We start from the raw sequence: 17,826 nt of genomic DNA on the forward strand, positions 1-17,826 counted from the left end.
CGCGCCCTGCCGAGGCTATAGCAAGAAGGAGTCCAACTTGCTCAAGACCACTGAGTTCGGTTCGGGCGGCGCGCACCGTCAGGGCGATACCGACTGGCATGCGGTATTCGAACCGACCGGGAGCTGGGCAGTCTCACTCCTAGCATCGTCGCCAGCCCGAAGCATGGCTGACGGTGCTGCGACTGGCGGCACAGCCGCTTTATTCACCTCAACAGGAGTTTTGCCATGAAACAGTGGATCATCGCGGCGCTTGCCGGCTGCACGGCCATGGGCCTGCATGCCGAAACCCTCAGCGTGCCGGTCAAGGCCGTGACAGCCCAAGGCGTCGGCGAGTCCGTCGGCACCGTCAAGATCGAAAGCAGCCAGTACGGGCTGGTGTTCCGCCCCGAACTGTCGGGGCTGGAGTCCGGCGCCCATGGTTTCCATATTCATGCAAAAGGCAATTGCGGGCCGGCCGACAAGGACGGCGAAGCCGTCGCGGCAGGCGCAGCGGGTGGTCATTGGGATCCGCAGAACACCGGCAAGCATGGCGAACCCTGGGGCGACGGCCATATGGGCGATCTCCCAGCGCTGATGGTCGACGGTGATGGCAAGGCCAGCCAGCCGGTTCTCGCGCCCCGCCTGAAAAGCCTTGGCGACATCAAAGGCCTGGCGCTGATGGTCCACAAGGGCGGCGACAACCACTCCGACCATCCACAGCCGCTTGGCGGCGGCGGCGCTCGGGTTGCCTGTGGGGTGATCGAATAAAAAGGCTGGAGGCTGAAGAGACGGGGCTGGGCTCCAAGCTCCAAAGCAAGGGTGGGTTTCGTTTAGCCCACCGCGTTCAGGTGCGCACTCTACTTACTAACCCAATGCGCCCAAGCCGTAGGGTGGGCTTCAGCCCACCAGATTCAGGCGCAGTGGGGCTGAGGCATACTCTGCCAAGCTTCAAGCTGAGAGCGGCTTCCGAGCCGCTCACTCATCTCGGCGCAAATCCGGCGGGATCGGCAGATTGCCCAGCGGATCCGGTCGCTTGCCCTTGCCGGAACGGTACTGGCGTAGCTGATAGACGTACGCCAATACCTGCGCCACAGCCAGATAGAGCCCCGCCGGGATTTCCTGGTCAAGCTCAGTGGAATAGAACACCGCCCGCGCCAGTGCCGGAGACTCGAGTACCGTCACCTGATGCTCGTTGGCGATCTCGCGAATCTTCAAGGCCACGAAATCGCCGCCCTTGGCGACCAACATCGGCGCCCCGCCCTTGTCGCCGTCATATTTCAGCGCCACGGCGAAGTGGGTCGGGTTGGTGATGACCACATCGGCTTCCGGCACCGCCTGCATCATTCGGCGCTGAGCGGCATCGCGCTGCAGCTGGCGTATCCGCGATTTGACTTCGGGTTTGCCTTCGCTGTCTTTGTACTCGTCGCGCACTTCCTGCTTGGTCATCATCAGCTTCTGCTTGTTGTCCCAGAGCTGAAACGGCACGTCCACCGCGGCGATCAGGATCAGACCGCAGGCCATCCACAGCGCGCACCAGCCCACCACCTCGGCGCTGTGCATGATGGCCAGATCCAGCGGCTGCTTGGCGATGGAAAGCAGGTCGTCCTGATAGGCGTTGAGCACCGCCAGTGCCACCAGCAACACCACGAGAAACTTGCCCAGCGCCTTCAGCAGCTCGACCAGCGCCTTGGTCGAGAACATCCGCTTTAGACCGGGGCCGGGGTTCATGCGGCTGAACTTGGGCGCCATCGCCTTACCCGAGAACAACCAGCCGCCCAACGAGATCGGCCCGATGATGGAGACGATCAGCAGCACGATCAGCAGCGGCATGATGGCCTCCAGCGCAATCATCCCGCTGCTCATCAGCAGTTGCACCATGGCGCTCTCATCCAGCAGCGTTTCGCGGCTGAGCTCGAAATTGCTTTGCATCATGGCCATCAGGCTACCGGCCAGGCTGCCGCCAGAGGCCAGCAAACCGCCAATGCCACCCAGCGTCACCGCCACGGTGCTCAGTTCACGGGAACGGGCAAGCTGACCTTTTTCGCGGGATTCACGGAGGCGTTTCTCCGTGGGTTCCTCGCTTTTATCGGCACCGCTTTCGCTCTCAGCCATGCGCGGCCTCCGGCAGCTGTGAACAAGACATTGGCATCAGCGTAGCCCGATCAGTTCGCGAAGCATTCCCAACGCCTCGCTGACGAAGGTCTGGTACTGCGCGAGGATATCGGCCATGCCGATCCAGACCACGATCAGACCGAGCACCAGTGTCAGCGGGAAACCGATCGAAAAGATGTTCAACTGCGGTGCGGCGCGGGTCATCAGGCCGAACGCCAGATTCACCACCAGCAGCGCGGTGATCGCCGGCAGCACCAGCAGCAGTCCGGCCCCCAGCACCCAGCCCAGTTTGCCCGCCACTTCCCAGAAATGATTGGTGCCGACCAGCCAGCCGCCGATCGGCAGAGTGGTGAAGCTTTCGGTGAGGATTTCCAGCACGACCAGATGGCCGTTCATCGCCAGGAACAGCAGGATCACCAGCATGTTGAAGAATTGGCCGATCACCGGCACCGAAACACCATTGGCCGGGTCAACCATCGACGCGAAACCCAGCCCCATCTGCATAGCGAGCAGCTGCCCCGATACGATGAACAGCTGAAAAAACAGCTGCAGCACGAAGCCCAGCATCACCCCGATCAAAATCTGTTCGGCAATCAGCACCAATGCCTGCGCGCTCAGCGCCTCCACCACCGGCACTGGCGGCAGCCCGGGAACCAACACGATCGAAATGGCGAGCGCCAGGTAAAGCCGCACCCGCATCGGCACCAGTTGGGTACCGATGATCGGCATGCTCATCAGCAGCGCCGCGATGCGAAACAGCGGCAGCAGGAACTGCCCGACCCAGGCGCCGATCTGCGCATCGCTGAGTTCAAGCATCGGGGCGCACCCTGCAGGCGGAAATCATCACGACTAGCCGATGATCAGCGGGATGTTCTGGATCAGGCCCTGGGTGTACTCCATCAGCTCCCTGACCAGCCACGGCCCGGCCCAAATCAACGTCAGCAACATCACCAGCAGGCGCGGCAGAAAGCTCAGGGTCTGTTCGTTGATCTGCGTGGCGGCTTGGAACATCGCCACTACCAGCCCCACCAGCAAGCTCGGGACCACCAGCACACCGACGATCATGGCCGTCATCCACAAGCCTTCGCGAAACAGGTCCACCGCAACTTCGGGTGTCATGGGCGTTTTCCTCGCGCTAGAGCGTGCCGAAACTGCCGGCGAGCGTGCCGATGATCAAACCCCAGCCGTCGATCAGCACAAACAGCATGATCTTGAACGGCAACGAGATAATCAGTGGCGACAGCATCATCATGCCCATCGCCATAAGCACACTGGCCACTACCATGTCGATGATCAAAAACGGAATGAAGATCATGAAGCCGATCTGGAACGCGGTTTTCAGCTCGGAAGTCACGAATGCCGGTACCAGAATCGTCAGGGGAGCGGCATCCGGCGACTGGATGTCGGTGCGCCGCGAGAGCCGTACGAACAGTTCCAGATCGCTTTCGCGAGTCTGCGCCAGCATGAAGTTCTTCAACGGCACCTCAGCCCGTGCGATCGCATCCTGCGCGGATAATTGCTCGTTCAGATAAGGCTGTACCGCCTCGTTGTTTATCCGCTCGAATACCGGCGCCATGATGAACAGCGTCAAAAAGATCGTCAGACCGACGAGGATCTGGTTCGAGGGCGTCTGTTGCAGGCCCAGCGCCTGGCGCAGGATGGAAAAGACGATGATGATCCGCGTGAAGCTGGTCATCAGCATGACGAACGCCGGAATGAAGCTCAGCGCCGTCATGATCAGCAGAATCTGCAGGCTGACCGAATATTCCTGCTGCCCCTCGGCGTCGGTGCTCAGTGTGATGGCTGGGATCGACAGCGGGTTGTCGCCCTGGGTAATCAGGCCGCCGGCGTCCTGGCCCACGGCAAACGGCGCGGCCAGTACCAACAGGACCGCCAGCAACAATCGAAGCATCAATGCTTGTCCTTCTGGTCTTTGCCAAGCAGCTCCATCAAGCGCTGGGCAAACTCCGGGTTAGCGGGTTCGGCGTCCGGCAGATGAACCGGTTCTTCCAGAACATGCAGCGGTGTGATGCGGCCGGCACTCAGGCCGAGCAGGACCTGCTCGCTACCGACCTGTACCAGCACCAGGCGCTCACGCGGCCCAAGGGCGTGGCTGGAGATCAGCTTGATGGCTTGGTTGCTGCGCGGATTGATCTGCTGCATCCGTCGCAGCAGCCAGGCAAGCAGAAAAATCAGCCCAATCACCAGCAACAGGCCGAACAGCAGCTTGGTCATCTGCGTGCCCATTCCCGTGCTGCTCATGCTTGCCGCGGGTTCGGCGGCCATTGCCGGCAATGCCAGCGCGAGCGAAAGGAAAGCCAGGGCTTTCATCTCAGCGCAACTTCTTGATGCGTTCGCTTGGACTGATGACGTCCGTAAGCCGAATGCCGAATTTCTCGTTCACCACCACTACTTCGCCGTGGGCGATCAGCGTGCCGTTGACCAACACGTCCAGCGGCTCACCGGCCAGGCGGTCGAGCTCCACCACCGAGCCCTGGTTGAGCTGCAGCAGATTGCGAATGCTGATCTCGGTGCTGCCGACTTCCATGGATATGGAGACCGGAATATCAAGGATCACGTCCAGGTTCGGACCGTCGAGACCTGCCGTCGCGGCCGACTTCGGAGCGCTGCCAAACTCTTCGAGCGGTGCGCGCGGCGGTGCCGGAGCCTTGGCCGGCCCCTGATTCAGCAGCGCATCGATATCGTCCTGATTGGCATCGCCCGCCTCGGCCAGCGCCGAAGCCCATTCATCGGCAAGCGCCTGCTCTTCTGCGGAAGTGTTTTCGTGTTCGTCTGCCATCGTTAGTCCTCGACCGGCTGGTAAATGTTTAGCAGGGCTATTGAAAAATACCTGCAAGGCTAATCAACGGGGCCGCATGACGGACTCGAGCACCTGCAGCGCCAGATTGCCCTTGTGCGCGCCGAGCTTGACCTTGAACGCGGGCATCCCGTTGGCGCGCATGATCATGTCTTCGGGCATTTCCACCGGAATCACATCGCCCGGCTGCATATTGAGAATGTCGCGCAGCTTCAGCTGACGCCGCACCACCGTCGCGCTGAGCGGCACGTTCACGTCGAGGACGTCTTCGCGCAAGGCGTTGACCCAGCGCTCGTCCTGATCGCTGACATCCGACTGAAAACCGGCATCGAGCATTTCGCGGATCGGTTCGATCATCGAGTACGGCATGGTCACATGGAAGTCGCCACCGCCGCTTTCGAGCTCGATGTGGAAGGTCGACACCACCACCACTTCGCTCGGGCTGACGATGTTGGCCAGCGCTGGATTCACCTCCGAATGCACGTATTCGAAGTTGACGTCGAGCACCGCATGCCAGGCTTCCTTCAGATCGACAAAGGCCTGATCCAGCACCATGCGCACGACGCGCAGCTCGGTCGGCGTGAATTCGCGACCCTCGATCTTGGCGTGGCGACCGTCGCCGCCGAAGAAGTTGTCCACCAGCTTGAACACCAGCTTGGCGTCGAGGATGAACAGCGAGGTGCCGCGCAACGGCTTGATCTTCACTAGATTGAGGCTGGTCGGTACGTACAGCGAATGCACGTACTCACCGAATTTCATTACCTGCACGCCACCGACCGACACATCGGCCGAGCGGCGCAGCAGGTTGAACATGCTGATACGGGTGTAGCGGGCAAAACGCTCGTTGACCATCTCCAGCGTGGGCATACGCCCGCGGACGATGCGATCCTGGCTGGTCAGGTCGTAACTCTTGATGCTGCCCGGTTCGGAATCGCTTTCGGTATCGACCAGACCGTCGTCGACTCCATGCAGGAGCGCATCGATCTCGTCTTGCGAAAGCAGGTCTTGAACAGCCATCTACAACGACCCCTATTGCAATACGAAGTTGGTGAACAGCACTTGCTCGATGGCAAGTTTGCCGATTTCCTTCTGTGCCAGCTCCTGGACGCTGGCCGTGGCCTGCTGCCGGAGCATCTCCTGCCCGACCGGTGTAGCTAGGCTGGCGAACTCCTGACTGGAAAACAGCATGACCAGTTGATTGCGCAACAGCGGCATGTGTTCCTTCAGCGCGTCGAGTGCCGCCTGATCACGCGACATCAGCGCCACGCTAACCTGCATGTAACGCTGCCGGCCACCGGTGTTGGAAAAATTGACGATGAATGCCGGCGCCAACACTTCGTAGATCGCTGGCTGACGCAGCGGTGCAGTCGGCGTATCCGAAGCGGCTTCCGGCTGTGCTTCAGTATCGCCCCGACTCATGAAGTAGAAGGTGCCGCCGATCGACAATCCGACCGCCAGCAGCAGGCCGAGCACAATCAGGACAATCAGCTTGAGCTTGCCCTTGCCGCCGCTCGCAGCCGCCGGGCTCGGTACGTCTGGGGGTCCCTGTTTCTTAGCCATGCCAAATATCCGTCATCACAAGGTGATTTCACTCGCAACGAAGCGCTACGAGCAACTGCTGTGCCAGTATCGGCCAGGGACGCGGAGCCGTAAACGACTGCGACAAGCCCGCGCTGATTTGTAGACGAATAGTTGGCGTGGAGTCCGCGTTCGCCGCGAGGGCGCGCCTCCTGTAAACAGCGTCGGCATAGGGCTAGGGCAGCGGGCTTTTTAGTGGGAGGCCAGACCTCGGGGCGAAGCGTTTGCGTTCAACGTCTTGGGCCGGACGTGAAGCCCGGCTCCCTAGGTCAATCACTGCGCACTCAGGCGTAGTAATCCACCAGACCGCGATCGCCACCGGAACGGCTCGTGCTGACTTCAAGCGTGCCGCCAACGATTTCCTCGTCCCCGGTAGCCGATACGCCAGCTACGCTCCGGCCGCGCGAATCGCCGCCGTCGCCCTGCCAGCCCTTGGACTGGTCGGAAACATTCACATCCATGGTCATGCCTTGCTGCGCGAACATATCCCGCAGGCGCTGCATCTGCCCTTCCAATGCGTCGCGCACGCCGGCGTGAGGGCTGAGGAACGTGACCTGTGTCTGAGTCTGATCCTTGTTCATGTCGATACGGATCTCCATACGGCCCAACTCGGCGGGATCGAGCTGAATCTCAGCGGACTTCAGATTCTGACTCGACAACCACATCACCCTGTCGACCACCGCTTCGCTCCAGCCTGACTGCTGCATCTGCACCGGCTGGCCTGGCACCATCGTCAGCCGCTGCGCCTGCTGAGCCTGGGTCTGCTGTGCAATCGCCTGGGTCAGCGGGTTGAGCCGATTGGCCGCCATATCGGTAGCGCTCGTGCGGCTCTCCTTCGGCGCATCCAGCTTGTCTAGCAGATCACTGAAGCTTTCCTCCAGCGAGAGCTCGTCGGACTCTTCCGTCAGTTCCTCGCCCACCAACAGACTCGCCGAGAGCGTTTCCTGGGTTTGCTCGGAGGCTTCATTCGGCATCAAGGCGTTGGCGAACGGACTCTTCTGAGCAGCGGACTGGATATCCAGGGCACGCGTGCCCACCATAGCCGGCTCGGCCTCTGCTTCAGCGGACTCTACGCCGGCCTGAGCCAGCCCCAGCCCAGCCAGAAACTCGCTGCCGGTCGGCGGCTGCGTGGCCAGCGATTCGTCACTGACTGGCACCTGCCCGCCCATGCCGAACAACAGCAACGGATCGAGCTCGGCCTCGCCGTCTTGCGGGGCGTCATCGGCCATCTCGGCGTCAGCAGGCAATTCGTTGCCGGCTTCGGCCACGGTCGGCTTTTCGCTGCCGCCAGCTTCGGCGGTTTCCTGACTCGGCTTGTCGCCAGCCGGCTTGTCCCGGACAGGTTTTGCTGAAGAGTCCTGACGCTCGACCGGCTTGGGCTGGCGCTCCTTGGCGTAGACGTTGGCGAAGCTGGAAGGCTCGTCCCGACTGGGCTGGCGGGCGGCCTGAGGGGACGCGCCCGCTGCCTTTGCGACAGCCGTGGGAGCCTTGATGTTGAGCAATAGATCGGGGGAAACGGCCATGGGTCTTCCGCTCAGGATGATGACATTGCGTTTATTCAAGCAAAGTCCAGGCCATAAGCTTTGTAAGCGCCTACATCGGTAGCCCGGCCACCGAAGGTGCACGCCAATGCAACCCGCCAGTCAGCCGAGCCCGCCGTAGCGCTGGCGTTCGGCTCGGTAGAGAATCCGTACGATGGCGAATTCACGCTCGATGCGTTCGATCAAGTGCGGGCTTTCATCGATCTGTTCGAGCCGCGCCGCTTCTTCCAACTGGCGACAAAGATCCGCCAGTAACGCTGCGCCCATGTTGCTGCAACTGCCCTTGAAGCTGTGGGCAGCCTGACGCAGGTTTTCCGCCTGACCGCTGCGGCAGGCCTGCTGAAGCAACCGCAGCCGCTCTTCCGAATCGACCAGAAAGGTATCCAGTAGCACCGGATATTCCGCCTCCATCACCTCCTGAAGGGTCGCCAGCACGCTAGTGTCGAGATGATCGACCATCGATAGGCTCCTGGCTGGAAAGCAGCGAATTATGCATGAGCGGCCCAATGGAACTCGACATTCAGAACCTTGCCGTCCGGCTCCCAGTAGAAGCATTCACTCATCTGACGAATCATCCGCAGCCCTCGGCCGCCCAGACATCCGGCACAGTACTGCTGGTCCAGCGCTCGCTGCACATCGAATCCCGGTCCGCTGTCGCGCACTGCAATGCGCAGATAGCCTCGGGTCTCTTCGGACTTGACGCTCAGCTCGATGGACACCGAGCCTTCGGTCAGCTCACCCAGCCGCCGCTGGCGTTCCTGATAGTAGTTGGCAAAACCATCGGCGTCGCACTTCATGGACGAATCGAGCAGCAGCACGCCATGCTCCAGCGCATTGGCATAAAGTTCGGTCAGCACTGTGTAAATCGTGCCGGCACGGTGACGCAGGGGTGATATCTGCAACAGCAGCTGCATGGTCATTGGCAGCGGGTTGTACTCGCGCAAGCTGCTGGGGCGCAGTTCGAAACTGGCGGACCAATCCCTCGCACGCAATTCTGGCGCGCCGAGTGGGAAAACAGCCGGCGATTGCGCCACAACGGCATCCTCCGCCTCGATCATGTTCACTTCGACGAGGCTCAGGTCGTCAAGTATTTGACCGTGGAAATCATGCAGCGCGGCCTGAATTTCATCCAACAAGGCCGAGGGCTCGGTGTTGGCATCCATGACCGCCAACAGCCGCTGCTCGCCGAACAATTCATCATCGGCGCTGGTGCTCTCCAGCACACCATCGGACATCAGCAGCAGACGATCACCGATCGCCAGCGGCAAGGTCTCGAAACTGTCATCGAATTGGAGCGCATCGAGTACGCCAAGCGGCAAATGCCTGGAGCGCAGCGGCAGCCGCTCGCCCTCCGCTGCCCTGAGCAGATAACCATCCGGCAGCCCGCCGTTCCAGACGCGCAACATGCCCTGCTTGAGGTTGATATCCAGCAAGGCGGCACAACAGAACATTTCCACCGGCAGGATCAGCTTCAACTTGGCGTTGAGCTCGCACAGAATTTCGCCACTGGAATAGCCCTTGGCGGTCATCCCGTAAAAGGTCTCGGCCAGCGGCATGGCACCGATGGCGGCCGGTAGACCATGTCCGGTGAAGTCGCCCAGCAACACGAACATCCTGCCGGCAGGCGCATGCGCCGCGAGCAGCAGGTCGCCATTGAAGAGCGCGCGCGGAGACTGTCGGTAACGGATATTGGGTGCGCTCAGGCAACCGGCATGCGCCACCTTGTCGAAGATCGCCTTGGCGGCGCGTTGCTCGTCGAGCAATTGCTGATTGCGTCGCGCGATGAGATCGCGCTGCTCCAGCACCGTCGCCTGCAGCCTGCGCAGACGATGCATGGCCTGGATCTTCGCTTCGAGGATGACCGGGTTGTAGGGCTTGGCGAGAAAATCGTCGCCCCCCGCTTCGAGGCAGCGCACCAGCGCTTCGTGCTCGGTGAGCGAGGTGAGGAAGATGATCGGCACCAGCTCGTTGCCGGCCAGCTGTTTGATCTGCCGCGCAGCCTCGAAACCATCCATCACCGGCATCAGCGCGTCCATCAGCACCAGTTGTGGCCGTTCACTCTCGAACAGTCGGACCGCTTCGGCACCGTTAAACGCCGTAGTGACACGATGCCCCTGACGACCGACGATGGCGGCCAGCAGCATGCGGTCGGCCGCGCCATCCTCGGCGATGAGTATGGAGAGCCGGCGAGGCATCAGGCTATCGCGAACAGTTGTTCGAAATTGGATACCGAAAGGACCTTTCGCACATCTGGGTTGCAGTTGATCAGGCGGATATCGGCCTTATCGCTGCCGGCGTGATCGCGCAGCAGCAGCAACATCCCGAGGGCCGAACTGTCGAGGTAGGTCGCACCAGCGAGGTCGATCACGTAGCGTTTGGGCGTGCAATCAGCACGCTGATAGGCATCGCGGAATGCTTGATGAGCGTTGAAATCGAAGCGCCCCTGGATGGTAATCGTCAGCTCCTGTCCATCTGCCGATAGCTGTGAACTGATGGTCATGTAGCACTCCTGATCCAAGCGGAAACGTGGCAGCCATGTTTTGCCGGACGAACGAGGCGCATCCGCCGGCGCCTTTGAGGGCTGGCCGTACTGCAATAAACAACTGATGAAGATTTAGCACCCAAACCCTGGCACAGCAAGCTTCAATCCTGTCTGGGCCGGCTTGCCAGCCGCTGCGAGAACTCGTCGAGCAGCTTTTGCTCACGCTTGTCGGCTGCCGTTCTCGCTTCCTGAATATAGCGATCGACCAGTTTGCGCAGTCCATCGAGCCGTGCGCGTCGTTGCTGCCATTGCTCGCGGAGCTTGTCGAGGTTGTTGCGATGCCAGTCGACACTGCGCTGCTGCTGAGCGATGGCCGATTCGAGCTGTGAGAGGAACCGCTGATAATTGACCAGCCATTGCCCGGATACGCCCTGGCTGCCCTGGTTCATCCACTGCTGCTGATAGTCGCCGAAATACTGGCGCAATTCGCCCAATTTGGCTTCGGCCTGGGACAGCTGGGTCTGTCCCTGCCCGAATTGCCCCGCGGCGTCGCGCTCGGCCCGTTCGGCCATGTCGATCACGGGCGCCAGGCGCGCGGCACGACTCGTAGCCAAGGTTTAGCCTGCGGCCTTGGGATTGAAGACGTTGAGCAGTGCTGCCTCGCTCTGCGCCAGAGGTTCGGCCTCGTCCAGACCCTGTCGGAGATAGCGGACCATCTCCGCCTGCCGCGCGATGGCCAGGTCGGTTTCCGGATCGCCGCCCGGCACGTATGCGCCCACGCTGATCAGGTCGCGACTCTGCTGATAGCGCGACCACAGCTGTTTGAATCGCTGCGAACTGCGCACATGTTCGGGACTGACCACTTGCGGCATGACCCGGCTGATGGAGGCTTCGATGTCGATCGCCGGGTAATGGCCCTCTTCGGCCAGCCGCCGCGACAACACGATGTGGCCATCGAGCACGCCCCGCGCGGAGTCGGCGATGGGGTCCTGCTGGTCATCGCCTTCGGAGAGCACGGTGTAAAAGGCCGTGATCGAACCACCGCCTGCCTCGGCGTTCCCGGCGCGCTCCACCAGACTCGGCAGCTTGGCGAACACCGAGGGCGGGTAACCCTTGGTCGCTGGAGGCTCGCCGATAGCCAGCGCGATTTCCCGTTGGGCCTGGGCGAAGCGGGTCAGCGAATCCATCAGCAGCAGGACGTTCTTGCCCTTGTCCCGAAAATATTCGGCGATGCGCGTGCAATACATGGCTGCGCGCAGGCGCATCAACGGCGCGTCATCCGCTGGCGACGCGACGACCACGGAGCGCTTGATGCTTTCCTCGGTGAGGATGTTCTCGATGAATTCCTTAACCTCACGGCCCCGTTCGCCGATCAGGCCGACGACGATGATGTCGGCCTCGGTGAAGCGGGTCATCATGCCCAGCAACACCGACTTACCCACACCGGTACCGGCGAACAATCCGAGACGCTGACCTCGACCGACCGTCAACAGGCCGTTGATACAGCGGATGCCGACATCCAGCGGCTCGCTGATCGGGTGGCGCTTGAGCGGGTTGATCACCGGGCCGTCCATCGGCACCCAGTCCTCGGCCTTCATCCCGCCCTTGCCATCCAATGCGCGGCCGGCGCCATCGAGCACGCGCCCCAGCATCGAAGTGCCCATCGGCAGGCGTCCGGTATTGGCCAGCGGCACGACACGCGCGCCAGGCGCGATGCCGGCCAGGCTGCCAACCGGCATCAGATAGAGTTTGCCGGCGGAAAAGCCCATGACCTCGGCTTCGACCTGGGTCGGATGGTAGCTGTCATCGTTGATCACCAGACAGCGGCTGCCAACAGCGGCACGCAGGCCTTCGGCCTCCAGCGTCAGGCCGACCATACGCAACAGCCGACCCTCGAGGATCGGCTGGCTGGGTAGCTTGATCGCTTCGCTGTAGGTCTCGAAGCGTTTGGCGAAACTGGTTCGTTCAAGGCGCATCTGAACTGTCCAGATCCAGGTGCAGATCCGCTTCGGGCGGGCTGGTGGCGTTTTCCCGCTGCTGCTCGAACAGCTGCTTGATCGCCTGGCTCAGCCGCGTTTCGACGCTGGCATCGATGCGGCTCTGCTCGGTTTCGATCCGGCAACCACCGGGCAACAGATCGCTGTCTTCGACGATCCGCCAGGTTTCCTCGTGGCGCTCGCGCAGCGCCTTGACCAGCTCGAAGTCCTGCGGATTGATGTGGATACGCACGTTGCTGGCGCCCATCGGCAGCAGCTTCAGCGCATCGCGAAGCACTTGGCGAATCTGGCTGGAATCGATCAGCAGGTCGCGCTGAATCACCTCACGCGTCAGCTGACAAATCAGCGTGACCATGGCGTGTTCGAGGTTGCGATCCTGATCGGCGATGGGCTCGAGCAATTGCGCCATTACCTGCTCTAGGCTGGCGAGTTTGGGCGCCAACGCCGCGTCGGCTTCCTGCCGGGCCTTGAGTTGTCCGGCATGAAAGCCGTCCTTCTCGCCCGTGCTGAAGCCCTCGTTGTAGGCCTCCTGGCGAATCGCTTCAAGTTCGTCGAGCGTCAGCGGTTTGACTTCCTCGACCGGGACGTCCTCACTGTGCGACAGGTCCTCGTCCGCACCCGATTCCTCGAGCGCCTCCGGCTCCGCCGGTTCACTGCCTAGCGGATCGAAGCTCGGCAAGGCCCAGCGATCGAAGAGGTTGACGTCCTTCGCGCGGATCACATCGCTGGGATTTTCCTTGGACATACGGCTCGCTTAGACCTAGATCATTTCTTCGCCGCCCTTGCCGCCGAGAACGATTTCCCCGGCTTCGGCCATGCGGCGGGCAATGGTGAGAATTTCCTTCTGGGCGCCCTCGACTTCGCTGATGCGCACCGGCCCCTTGGCCTCCAGGTCGTCGCGCAGCAGTTCGCCCGCGCGCTTGGACATGTTCTTGAAGATCTTCTCCTTGATCGCTTCGTCTGCGCCCTTGAGCGCCATGACCAGCACATCGGAGGATACTTCACGCATGAGCGCCTGGATGCCCCGGTCATCGACATCCGCCAGGTTGTCGAAGACGAACATCAGGTCTTCGATCTGCGACGACAGATCTTCGTCGACATCGCGGATGGCGTCCATCAGCTGGCCTTCGACCGAGCTGTCGAGGTAGTTCATGATGTCCGCCGCGCGCTTGACGCCGCCCAGCGTCGCACGGGTGGTGTTGGAGTTGCCGGAGAACTGTTTCTCCAGAATCAGATTGAGCTCCTTCAGCGCCGCCGGCTGGACAGTGTTGAGCGACGACACGCGCAGGACGATATCGAGCCGCACCTTGTGATCGAAATGCGACAGCACCTCGCCCGCCTGATCGGGGTCGAGATAAGCCACCACGATCGCCTGGATCTGCGGGTGCTCGTAGCGGATCACGTCGGCGACCGCGCGCGGTTCCATCCACTTCAGGCTGTCCAGGCCACTGGTGTTGCCGCCCAGCAGAATGCGATCGATCAGGCCGCCCGCCTTGTCCTCGCCCAACGCCTGGGTGAGCATCTTGCGGATGTAACCGTCGGAGCCGACGCCCAGGCTGGTCTGGTCGCCAACGATCTCGACGAACTCACCCATCACCTGTTCTATCTGGTTTTTCTGGACGTTGCGCAACTGCGCCATGGCGGTGCCGACCTTCTGTACCTCTTTAGGACCGAGATGGCGCAGAACCTGCGCGGCATCGGCTTCACCCAGAGAGAGCAACAGAATCGCGGCTTTATCGACCTTGTTCAGCTTGGCTGGAACTCGAGCATCACTCATCTTCGTTGATCCACTCTTTGACGACCTGAGCCACCCGGCCCGGATCCTCTGCTACCAGATTCTTGATGGCATTCAGTTGCGCATCGTACCCCTCGGTCGGGCTCGGCAGCATGATGCTCTGCGGCCCGCTCAGGCTGACCCGATCATTGCTCAGCGCACCATCCAGACCGTCCATGTCAGCCAGTTCGCCGTCACTACCGACAGGCTGAAGCTCCTTGCCCTTTCCAGCATTGGTCAGGTTGTTCAGTACGGGCCGCAGCACACCGAACACCAGCACCAGGATGAACAGTACTCCAAGCACTTGCTTGACGATGTCCCAGAACCACGGCTGCGAGTAGAACGGGACGTCGATGAATGTCTCTTCGAGCGAGTCGGCGGCGAAGGGTGCGTTGATCACACTGACGCTGTCGCCACGGCTGGCATCGAAACCAACGGCGTCCTGCACCAAGCGGGTGAAGCGCGCCAATTCTTCGGCGGTCCGCGGTACACGAGTGGTCTGCCCATCAGCAGAGACAGTCACCTGATCGTCGAGTACCACCGCAACCGACAGGCGGCGCAGGCGACCTTGTTGCTGCTTGGTGTAACTAATAGAACGGTCCAACTCGTAATTGCGGGTCGCTTGCTCGCGCTTGTCCGCCGGATACGGCGCCAGCATCGGCTGGCCGGTCGCCGGGTCCATGATCTGCTGACCATTGGCGTCCAGCAAAGGTTGCCCCGGAGCGACCGCACCCGCGGCGGCCTGCCCAGCCAGCGCATTTTCCGGCGCGGTGGCAGGGCCTGGAGGCTGGTTGCTCAGCGCGCCCGGAACGCCTTGCGGTCCGACGCTGCTCTGGCGCTGTTCGCTAACGCTCTGCTCGCTGCGCAGCGCCGGTTGATCCGGGTTGAAGGTTTCGGACGTCGATTCGACGGCGCTGAAATCCACATCGGCAGAGACTTCGGCCTTGTAGCGACCGCTGCCCAGCACCGGTTGCAGGATGTTGTGCACGCGCTGGGTGTAGAGGCTTTCCATCCGACGGCTGTAGTCGAACTGCTTGCCGGCCATGCTCAGCTCGGTCAGCCCCTGCTGGTCGGACAGCAGGTTGCCCTTCTGATCCACCACGGTGATCTGCGACTTGGTCAGCTCCGGCACACTGGTAGCGACGAGGTTGATGATGGCCATCACCTGACTCGGCTCGAGGTTGCGGCCCGGATAGAGTTCGACCAGCACGGAAGCGCTCGGCTTGCGCTCGTCGCGCACGAATACCGAACTCTTCGGAATCGCCAGGTGCACGCGCGCCGCTTTAACGTTGTTCAGGCTGGAGACGGTGCGAGCCAGCTCGCCTTCCAGACCACGACGGTAGCGGGTGGCTTCCATGAACTGGCTGGTACCGAGGCCCTGCTCTTTGTCGAGAATCTCGAAGCCGATGTTGCTATCGGTCGGTGCAACGCCAGCGCTGGCGAGCTTCAGCCGCGCACGGGCGAGATCGTCGGCCTTGACCAGCAAGGCGCCGGAATTGGGCTCGACGGTGTAGGCGATGTCGGCAGCGGCGAGGGTTTCCATCACCTGGTTGGCGTCCATCCCGGCGAGGCTGCCGAGCAGCGGACGGTAGTCCGGCTGTTGCGACCAGAGGACCACGGCAAAGCCGATGGCGACGCTCGCAGCCAGGCCGACCAACAGGCCGACCTGCCGCAACATCGTCATTTCCGAAAGGTTTTCCAGGAACGACAGGCCAAACAGCGGCTTCTTCGGAGCGTCCGAATCGACCGTTACAGGAACTTTGCTAAGCGCTTCAGCCATTATTCAAACCCTGCCTTAAACGGGCATCTGCATGATGTCTTGATACGCCTGGACCAGCTTGTTACGCACCTGGGTCATGGCCTGAAAGGAAACACTGGCTTTCTGCGACGCGATCATGACTTCAGTCAGGTCGATCCCGCCCTGCCCCATCTCGAAGGCAGTGGCCAGCTGACTGGAGGCTTGCTGGGTTTCGCTCACCTTGTTGACGGCCTGGCCGAGCATGTCGGAAAAGCTCGGAGCGCCAACCTCGGGGGTAGCGGTCACGGGCTTGGCGCGCGCCATCGCATCGGTCTGCATGGCCCGCATTTCCAGCATCAAGCGATTGAATTCGATACCCTGGCTCATCATTCCTCCAACAGCCGCGGTTTTTTGACGCTTCGCAGCAAGCACAGGGGTAATTGCAACATCGGTGCCAGATAAGTTCATGGCTAGCCGCTTGCGACTGCTTGGTAGTCCAGCTTCCAGCACTTATCGATTCTGTAACGTAGATCGTCCCGTCGACTGTATGGTGACGCATGCGACCGGTGCCCCTAGGCTAGGCCGAAAAAACCCAACAGAGACAACCATGCCGGACGCCGCCCACTCGCTATCCCGCCCCTTCGCCGACAGTTCGGCTTCGACCGTCGTGGCGGGTTTCATCGCCATGCTTACCGGCTATACCAGTTCGCTGGTCCTGATGTTCCAGGCCGGGCAGGCAGCAGGGCTCAGCGGGGCGGAGATTTCCTCGTGGATATGGGCGCTGTCGATCGGCATGGCGGTGTGCAGCATCGGCCTGTCGCTGCGCTATCGCACGCCAGTGGTGGTCGCCTGGTCGACTCCCGGCGCGGCGCTGCTGATCAGCAGCCTGCCCGGCGTTCCCTATAGCGAGGCGATTGGTGCCTTCATCTTCGCGTCGGTGCTGATTGCGGTATGTGGACTTACCGGCAGCTTCGAACGCCTGATGCGCAAAGTGCCCGCCTCGCTGGCGGCGGCGCTGCTGGCCGGCGTGCTGTTCAACATTGGCAGCGAGATCTTCCGCGCCGTGGACGTTCAGCCTGTGCTGGTGCTGGGCATGTTCTTCAGTTACCTGCTGGCCAAGCGCCTGGTGCCACGCTACGCCGTGCTCTCGGCGCTGATCGTCGGCTGTGTGTTGGCCGGCGTGCTCGGGCTGCTGGACTTCAGCGATCTGAGCCTGGAAATCGCGGTACCGGTGTGGACCACGCCGAGCCTGTCCTTCGCGGCTATTTTCAGCATCGGCATACCGTTGTTCGTGATCGCCATGGCGTCGCAGAACATGCCGGGGCTGGCCGTGCTGCGCGCCGAGGGTTATCAGGTGCCCGCCTCGCCGCTGATTTCGGTAACGGGTATCGCGTCGGTTCTGCTTGCCCCGTTCGGCTCGCATGGCGTCCATCTGGCAGCGATCACCATGGCGATCTGCAGCGGACCGGAAGCGCATCCAGAGCCGTCACGGCGCTACACAGCGGCTGTCTGGTGCGGTGTGTTTTACGGGATTGCCGGAACGTTCGGCGCAGCGCTGGCGGCGTTGTTCGCGGCGTTTCCGGCAGCCCTTGTGCTGTCGATCGCGGCGCTGGCATTGCTCGGTTCGATCGGCAGTGGTCTGGCTCAGGCCATGCAGACGCCCCACGAGCGCGAAGCGGCGTTGATTACCTTCATGGTCACCGCGTCGGGGCTGACGCTGTTCGGCATTGGCTCGGCGCTGTGGGGGTTGATTGCGGGAGTGGTGACGTTGGTGATTCTTAACAAGCGCGCCTGAGGTGTTGAGGTT

20 protein-coding genes are annotated in these 17,826 nt (G+C 61.8%); 2 read left to right on the top strand and 18 right to left on the bottom strand.

From position 1 onward, the window contains the following. Positions 1–225: 225 nt before the first annotated feature. Positions 226–747, top strand: a complete 522-nt coding sequence (gene sodC / locus NA645_RS01210) for a superoxide dismutase [Cu-Zn] SodC (RefSeq protein WP_256047132.1) — start codon at positions 226–228, stop codon at positions 745–747. A gap of 207 nt (positions 748–954) precedes the next feature. Here sodC and flhB read toward each other — a convergent pair whose 3' ends face one another. From flhB to fliE, 18 genes are all read right to left on the bottom strand, one after another. Further along, positions 955–2,091, bottom strand: coding sequence for a flagellar biosynthesis protein FlhB (gene flhB / locus NA645_RS01215; RefSeq protein WP_256047133.1), 1,137 nt, complete (start codon positions 2,089–2,091; stop codon positions 955–957). 36 nt (positions 2,092–2,127) lie between these two features. Then, a complete protein-coding gene (gene fliR / locus NA645_RS01220; RefSeq protein WP_131650102.1) occupies positions 2,128–2,907 on the bottom strand; it encodes a flagellar biosynthetic protein FliR in 780 nt (259 codons plus the stop codon). A gap of 33 nt (positions 2,908–2,940) precedes the next feature. Continuing rightward, positions 2,941–3,210: a flagellar biosynthesis protein FliQ gene (gene fliQ / locus NA645_RS01225; protein ID WP_131650101.1), complete on the bottom strand. Its 270-nt coding sequence runs from the start codon at positions 3,208–3,210 to the stop codon at positions 2,941–2,943. A gap of 16 nt (positions 3,211–3,226) precedes the next feature. Next, positions 3,227–4,003 (bottom strand): flagellar type III secretion system pore protein FliP, encoded by a 777-nt coding sequence (gene fliP / locus NA645_RS01230; RefSeq protein ID WP_131650100.1) that lies wholly within the window; start codon positions 4,001–4,003, stop codon positions 3,227–3,229. After that, the gene (gene fliO, locus NA645_RS01235) at positions 4,003–4,422 is read right to left on the bottom strand and encodes a flagellar biosynthetic protein FliO (protein ID WP_256047134.1); all 420 of its coding nucleotides are present in this window, start codon (positions 4,420–4,422) and stop codon (positions 4,003–4,005) included. Before fliO ends, fliP begins: the two co-directional genes overlap by 1 nt. Position 4,423: 1 nt before the next feature. Next, positions 4,424–4,891 carry a flagellar motor switch protein FliN gene (gene fliN, locus NA645_RS01240; RefSeq protein WP_256047135.1) on the bottom strand — a complete coding sequence of 156 codons (468 nt, stop codon included), beginning with the start codon at positions 4,889–4,891 and terminating at the stop codon, positions 4,424–4,426. 63 nt (positions 4,892–4,954) lie between these two features. Beyond that, complete coding sequence (gene fliM / locus NA645_RS01245) at positions 4,955–5,926, bottom strand: flagellar motor switch protein FliM (protein ID WP_256047136.1); 972 nt, start codon at positions 5,924–5,926, stop codon at positions 4,955–4,957. A 12-nt stretch (positions 5,927–5,938) separates the two neighbouring features. Beyond that, entirely contained in the window at positions 5,939–6,469 is a 531-nt protein-coding gene (gene fliL / locus NA645_RS01250) for a flagellar basal body-associated protein FliL (protein WP_131650096.1), read from the bottom strand. A gap of 302 nt (positions 6,470–6,771) precedes the next feature. Further along, the gene (locus tag NA645_RS01255) at positions 6,772–8,010 is read right to left on the bottom strand and encodes a flagellar hook-length control protein FliK (protein WP_256047137.1); all 1,239 of its coding nucleotides are present in this window, start codon (positions 8,008–8,010) and stop codon (positions 6,772–6,774) included. A 120-nt stretch (positions 8,011–8,130) separates the two neighbouring features. Beyond that, a complete protein-coding gene (locus NA645_RS01260) occupies positions 8,131–8,487 on the bottom strand; it encodes an Hpt domain-containing protein (RefSeq protein WP_256047138.1) in 357 nt (118 codons plus the stop codon). A 29-nt stretch (positions 8,488–8,516) separates the two neighbouring features. Next, entirely contained in the window at positions 8,517–10,223 is a 1,707-nt protein-coding gene (locus tag NA645_RS01265) for an ATP-binding SpoIIE family protein phosphatase (RefSeq protein WP_256047139.1), read from the bottom strand. Then, on the bottom strand, positions 10,223–10,528 hold the full coding sequence (locus tag NA645_RS01270; protein ID WP_181100843.1) for an STAS domain-containing protein: 306 nt from the start codon (positions 10,526–10,528) through the stop codon (positions 10,223–10,225). Before NA645_RS01270 ends, NA645_RS01265 begins: the two co-directional genes overlap by 1 nt. Positions 10,529–10,671: 143 nt before the next feature. Beyond that, entirely contained in the window at positions 10,672–11,124 is a 453-nt protein-coding gene (gene fliJ, locus NA645_RS01275; RefSeq protein ID WP_256047140.1) for a flagellar export protein FliJ, read from the bottom strand. A 3-nt stretch (positions 11,125–11,127) separates the two neighbouring features. Next, positions 11,128–12,486, bottom strand: a complete 1,359-nt coding sequence (gene fliI / locus NA645_RS01280; protein ID WP_256047141.1) for a flagellar protein export ATPase FliI — start codon at positions 12,484–12,486, stop codon at positions 11,128–11,130. Next, entirely contained in the window at positions 12,476–13,252 is a 777-nt protein-coding gene (gene fliH / locus NA645_RS01285; RefSeq protein WP_256047142.1) for a flagellar assembly protein FliH, read from the bottom strand. Before fliH ends, fliI begins: the two co-directional genes overlap by 11 nt. Positions 13,253–13,267: 15 nt before the next feature. Beyond that, positions 13,268–14,284: a flagellar motor switch protein FliG gene (gene fliG, locus NA645_RS01290; protein ID WP_131650088.1), complete on the bottom strand. Its 1,017-nt coding sequence runs from the start codon at positions 14,282–14,284 to the stop codon at positions 13,268–13,270. Next, positions 14,277–16,061 (bottom strand): flagellar basal-body MS-ring/collar protein FliF, encoded by a 1,785-nt coding sequence (gene fliF / locus NA645_RS01295; RefSeq protein ID WP_131650087.1) that lies wholly within the window; start codon positions 16,059–16,061, stop codon positions 14,277–14,279. Before fliF ends, fliG begins: the two co-directional genes overlap by 8 nt. Positions 16,062–16,076: 15 nt before the next feature. Then, complete coding sequence (gene fliE, locus NA645_RS01300) at positions 16,077–16,406, bottom strand: flagellar hook-basal body complex protein FliE (RefSeq protein ID WP_131650086.1); 330 nt, start codon at positions 16,404–16,406, stop codon at positions 16,077–16,079. A gap of 220 nt (positions 16,407–16,626) precedes the next feature. On the opposite strand from fliE, the gene NA645_RS01305 reads away from it, so the two are divergent. Further along, complete coding sequence (locus tag NA645_RS01305) at positions 16,627–17,814, top strand: benzoate/H(+) symporter BenE family transporter (RefSeq protein WP_256047143.1); 1,188 nt, start codon at positions 16,627–16,629, stop codon at positions 17,812–17,814. Positions 17,815–17,826: the final 12 nt, after the last annotated feature.

It is taken from the genome of Stutzerimonas stutzeri (genome assembly GCF_024448955.1).
GTDB classification, from domain to species: domain Bacteria; phylum Pseudomonadota; class Gammaproteobacteria; order Pseudomonadales; family Pseudomonadaceae; genus Stutzerimonas; species Stutzerimonas stutzeri_AQ.

Coding starts and splice junctions, on each gene's coding strand:
- sodC (WP_256047132.1), top strand. CDS start 226: ATGAAACAGTGGATCATCGCGGCGCTTGCCGGCTGCACGGCCATGGGC.
- flhB (WP_256047133.1), bottom strand. CDS start 2,091: ATGGCTGAGAGCGAAAGCGGTGCCGATAAAAGCGAGGAACCCACGGAG.
- fliR (WP_131650102.1), bottom strand. CDS start 2,907: ATGCTTGAACTCAGCGATGCGCAGATCGGCGCCTGGGTCGGGCAGTTC.
- fliQ (WP_131650101.1), bottom strand. CDS start 3,210: ATGACACCCGAAGTTGCGGTGGACCTGTTTCGCGAAGGCTTGTGGATG.
- fliP (WP_131650100.1), bottom strand. CDS start 4,003: ATGCTTCGATTGTTGCTGGCGGTCCTGTTGGTACTGGCCGCGCCGTTT.
- fliO (WP_256047134.1), bottom strand. CDS start 4,422: ATGAAAGCCCTGGCTTTCCTTTCGCTCGCGCTGGCATTGCCGGCAATG.
- fliN (WP_256047135.1), bottom strand. CDS start 4,891: ATGGCAGACGAACACGAAAACACTTCCGCAGAAGAGCAGGCGCTTGCC.
- fliM (WP_256047136.1), bottom strand. CDS start 5,926: ATGGCTGTTCAAGACCTGCTTTCGCAAGACGAGATCGATGCGCTCCTG.
- fliL (WP_131650096.1), bottom strand. CDS start 6,469: ATGGCTAAGAAACAGGGACCCCCAGACGTACCGAGCCCGGCGGCTGCG.
- NA645_RS01255 (WP_256047137.1), bottom strand. CDS start 8,010: ATGGCCGTTTCCCCCGATCTATTGCTCAACATCAAGGCTCCCACGGCT.
- NA645_RS01260 (WP_256047138.1), bottom strand. CDS start 8,487: ATGGTCGATCATCTCGACACTAGCGTGCTGGCGACCCTTCAGGAGGTG.
- NA645_RS01265 (WP_256047139.1), bottom strand. CDS start 10,223: ATGCCTCGCCGGCTCTCCATACTCATCGCCGAGGATGGCGCGGCCGAC.
- NA645_RS01270 (WP_181100843.1), bottom strand. CDS start 10,528: ATGACCATCAGTTCACAGCTATCGGCAGATGGACAGGAGCTGACGATT.
- fliI (WP_256047141.1), bottom strand. CDS start 12,486: ATGCGCCTTGAACGAACCAGTTTCGCCAAACGCTTCGAGACCTACAGC.
- fliH (WP_256047142.1), bottom strand. CDS start 13,252: ATGTCCAAGGAAAATCCCAGCGATGTGATCCGCGCGAAGGACGTCAAC.
- fliG (WP_131650088.1), bottom strand. CDS start 14,284: ATGAGTGATGCTCGAGTTCCAGCCAAGCTGAACAAGGTCGATAAAGCC.
- fliF (WP_131650087.1), bottom strand. CDS start 16,061: ATGGCTGAAGCGCTTAGCAAAGTTCCTGTAACGGTCGATTCGGACGCT.
- fliE (WP_131650086.1), bottom strand. CDS start 16,406: ATGAGCCAGGGTATCGAATTCAATCGCTTGATGCTGGAAATGCGGGCC.
- NA645_RS01305 (WP_256047143.1), top strand. CDS start 16,627: ATGCCGGACGCCGCCCACTCGCTATCCCGCCCCTTCGCCGACAGTTCG.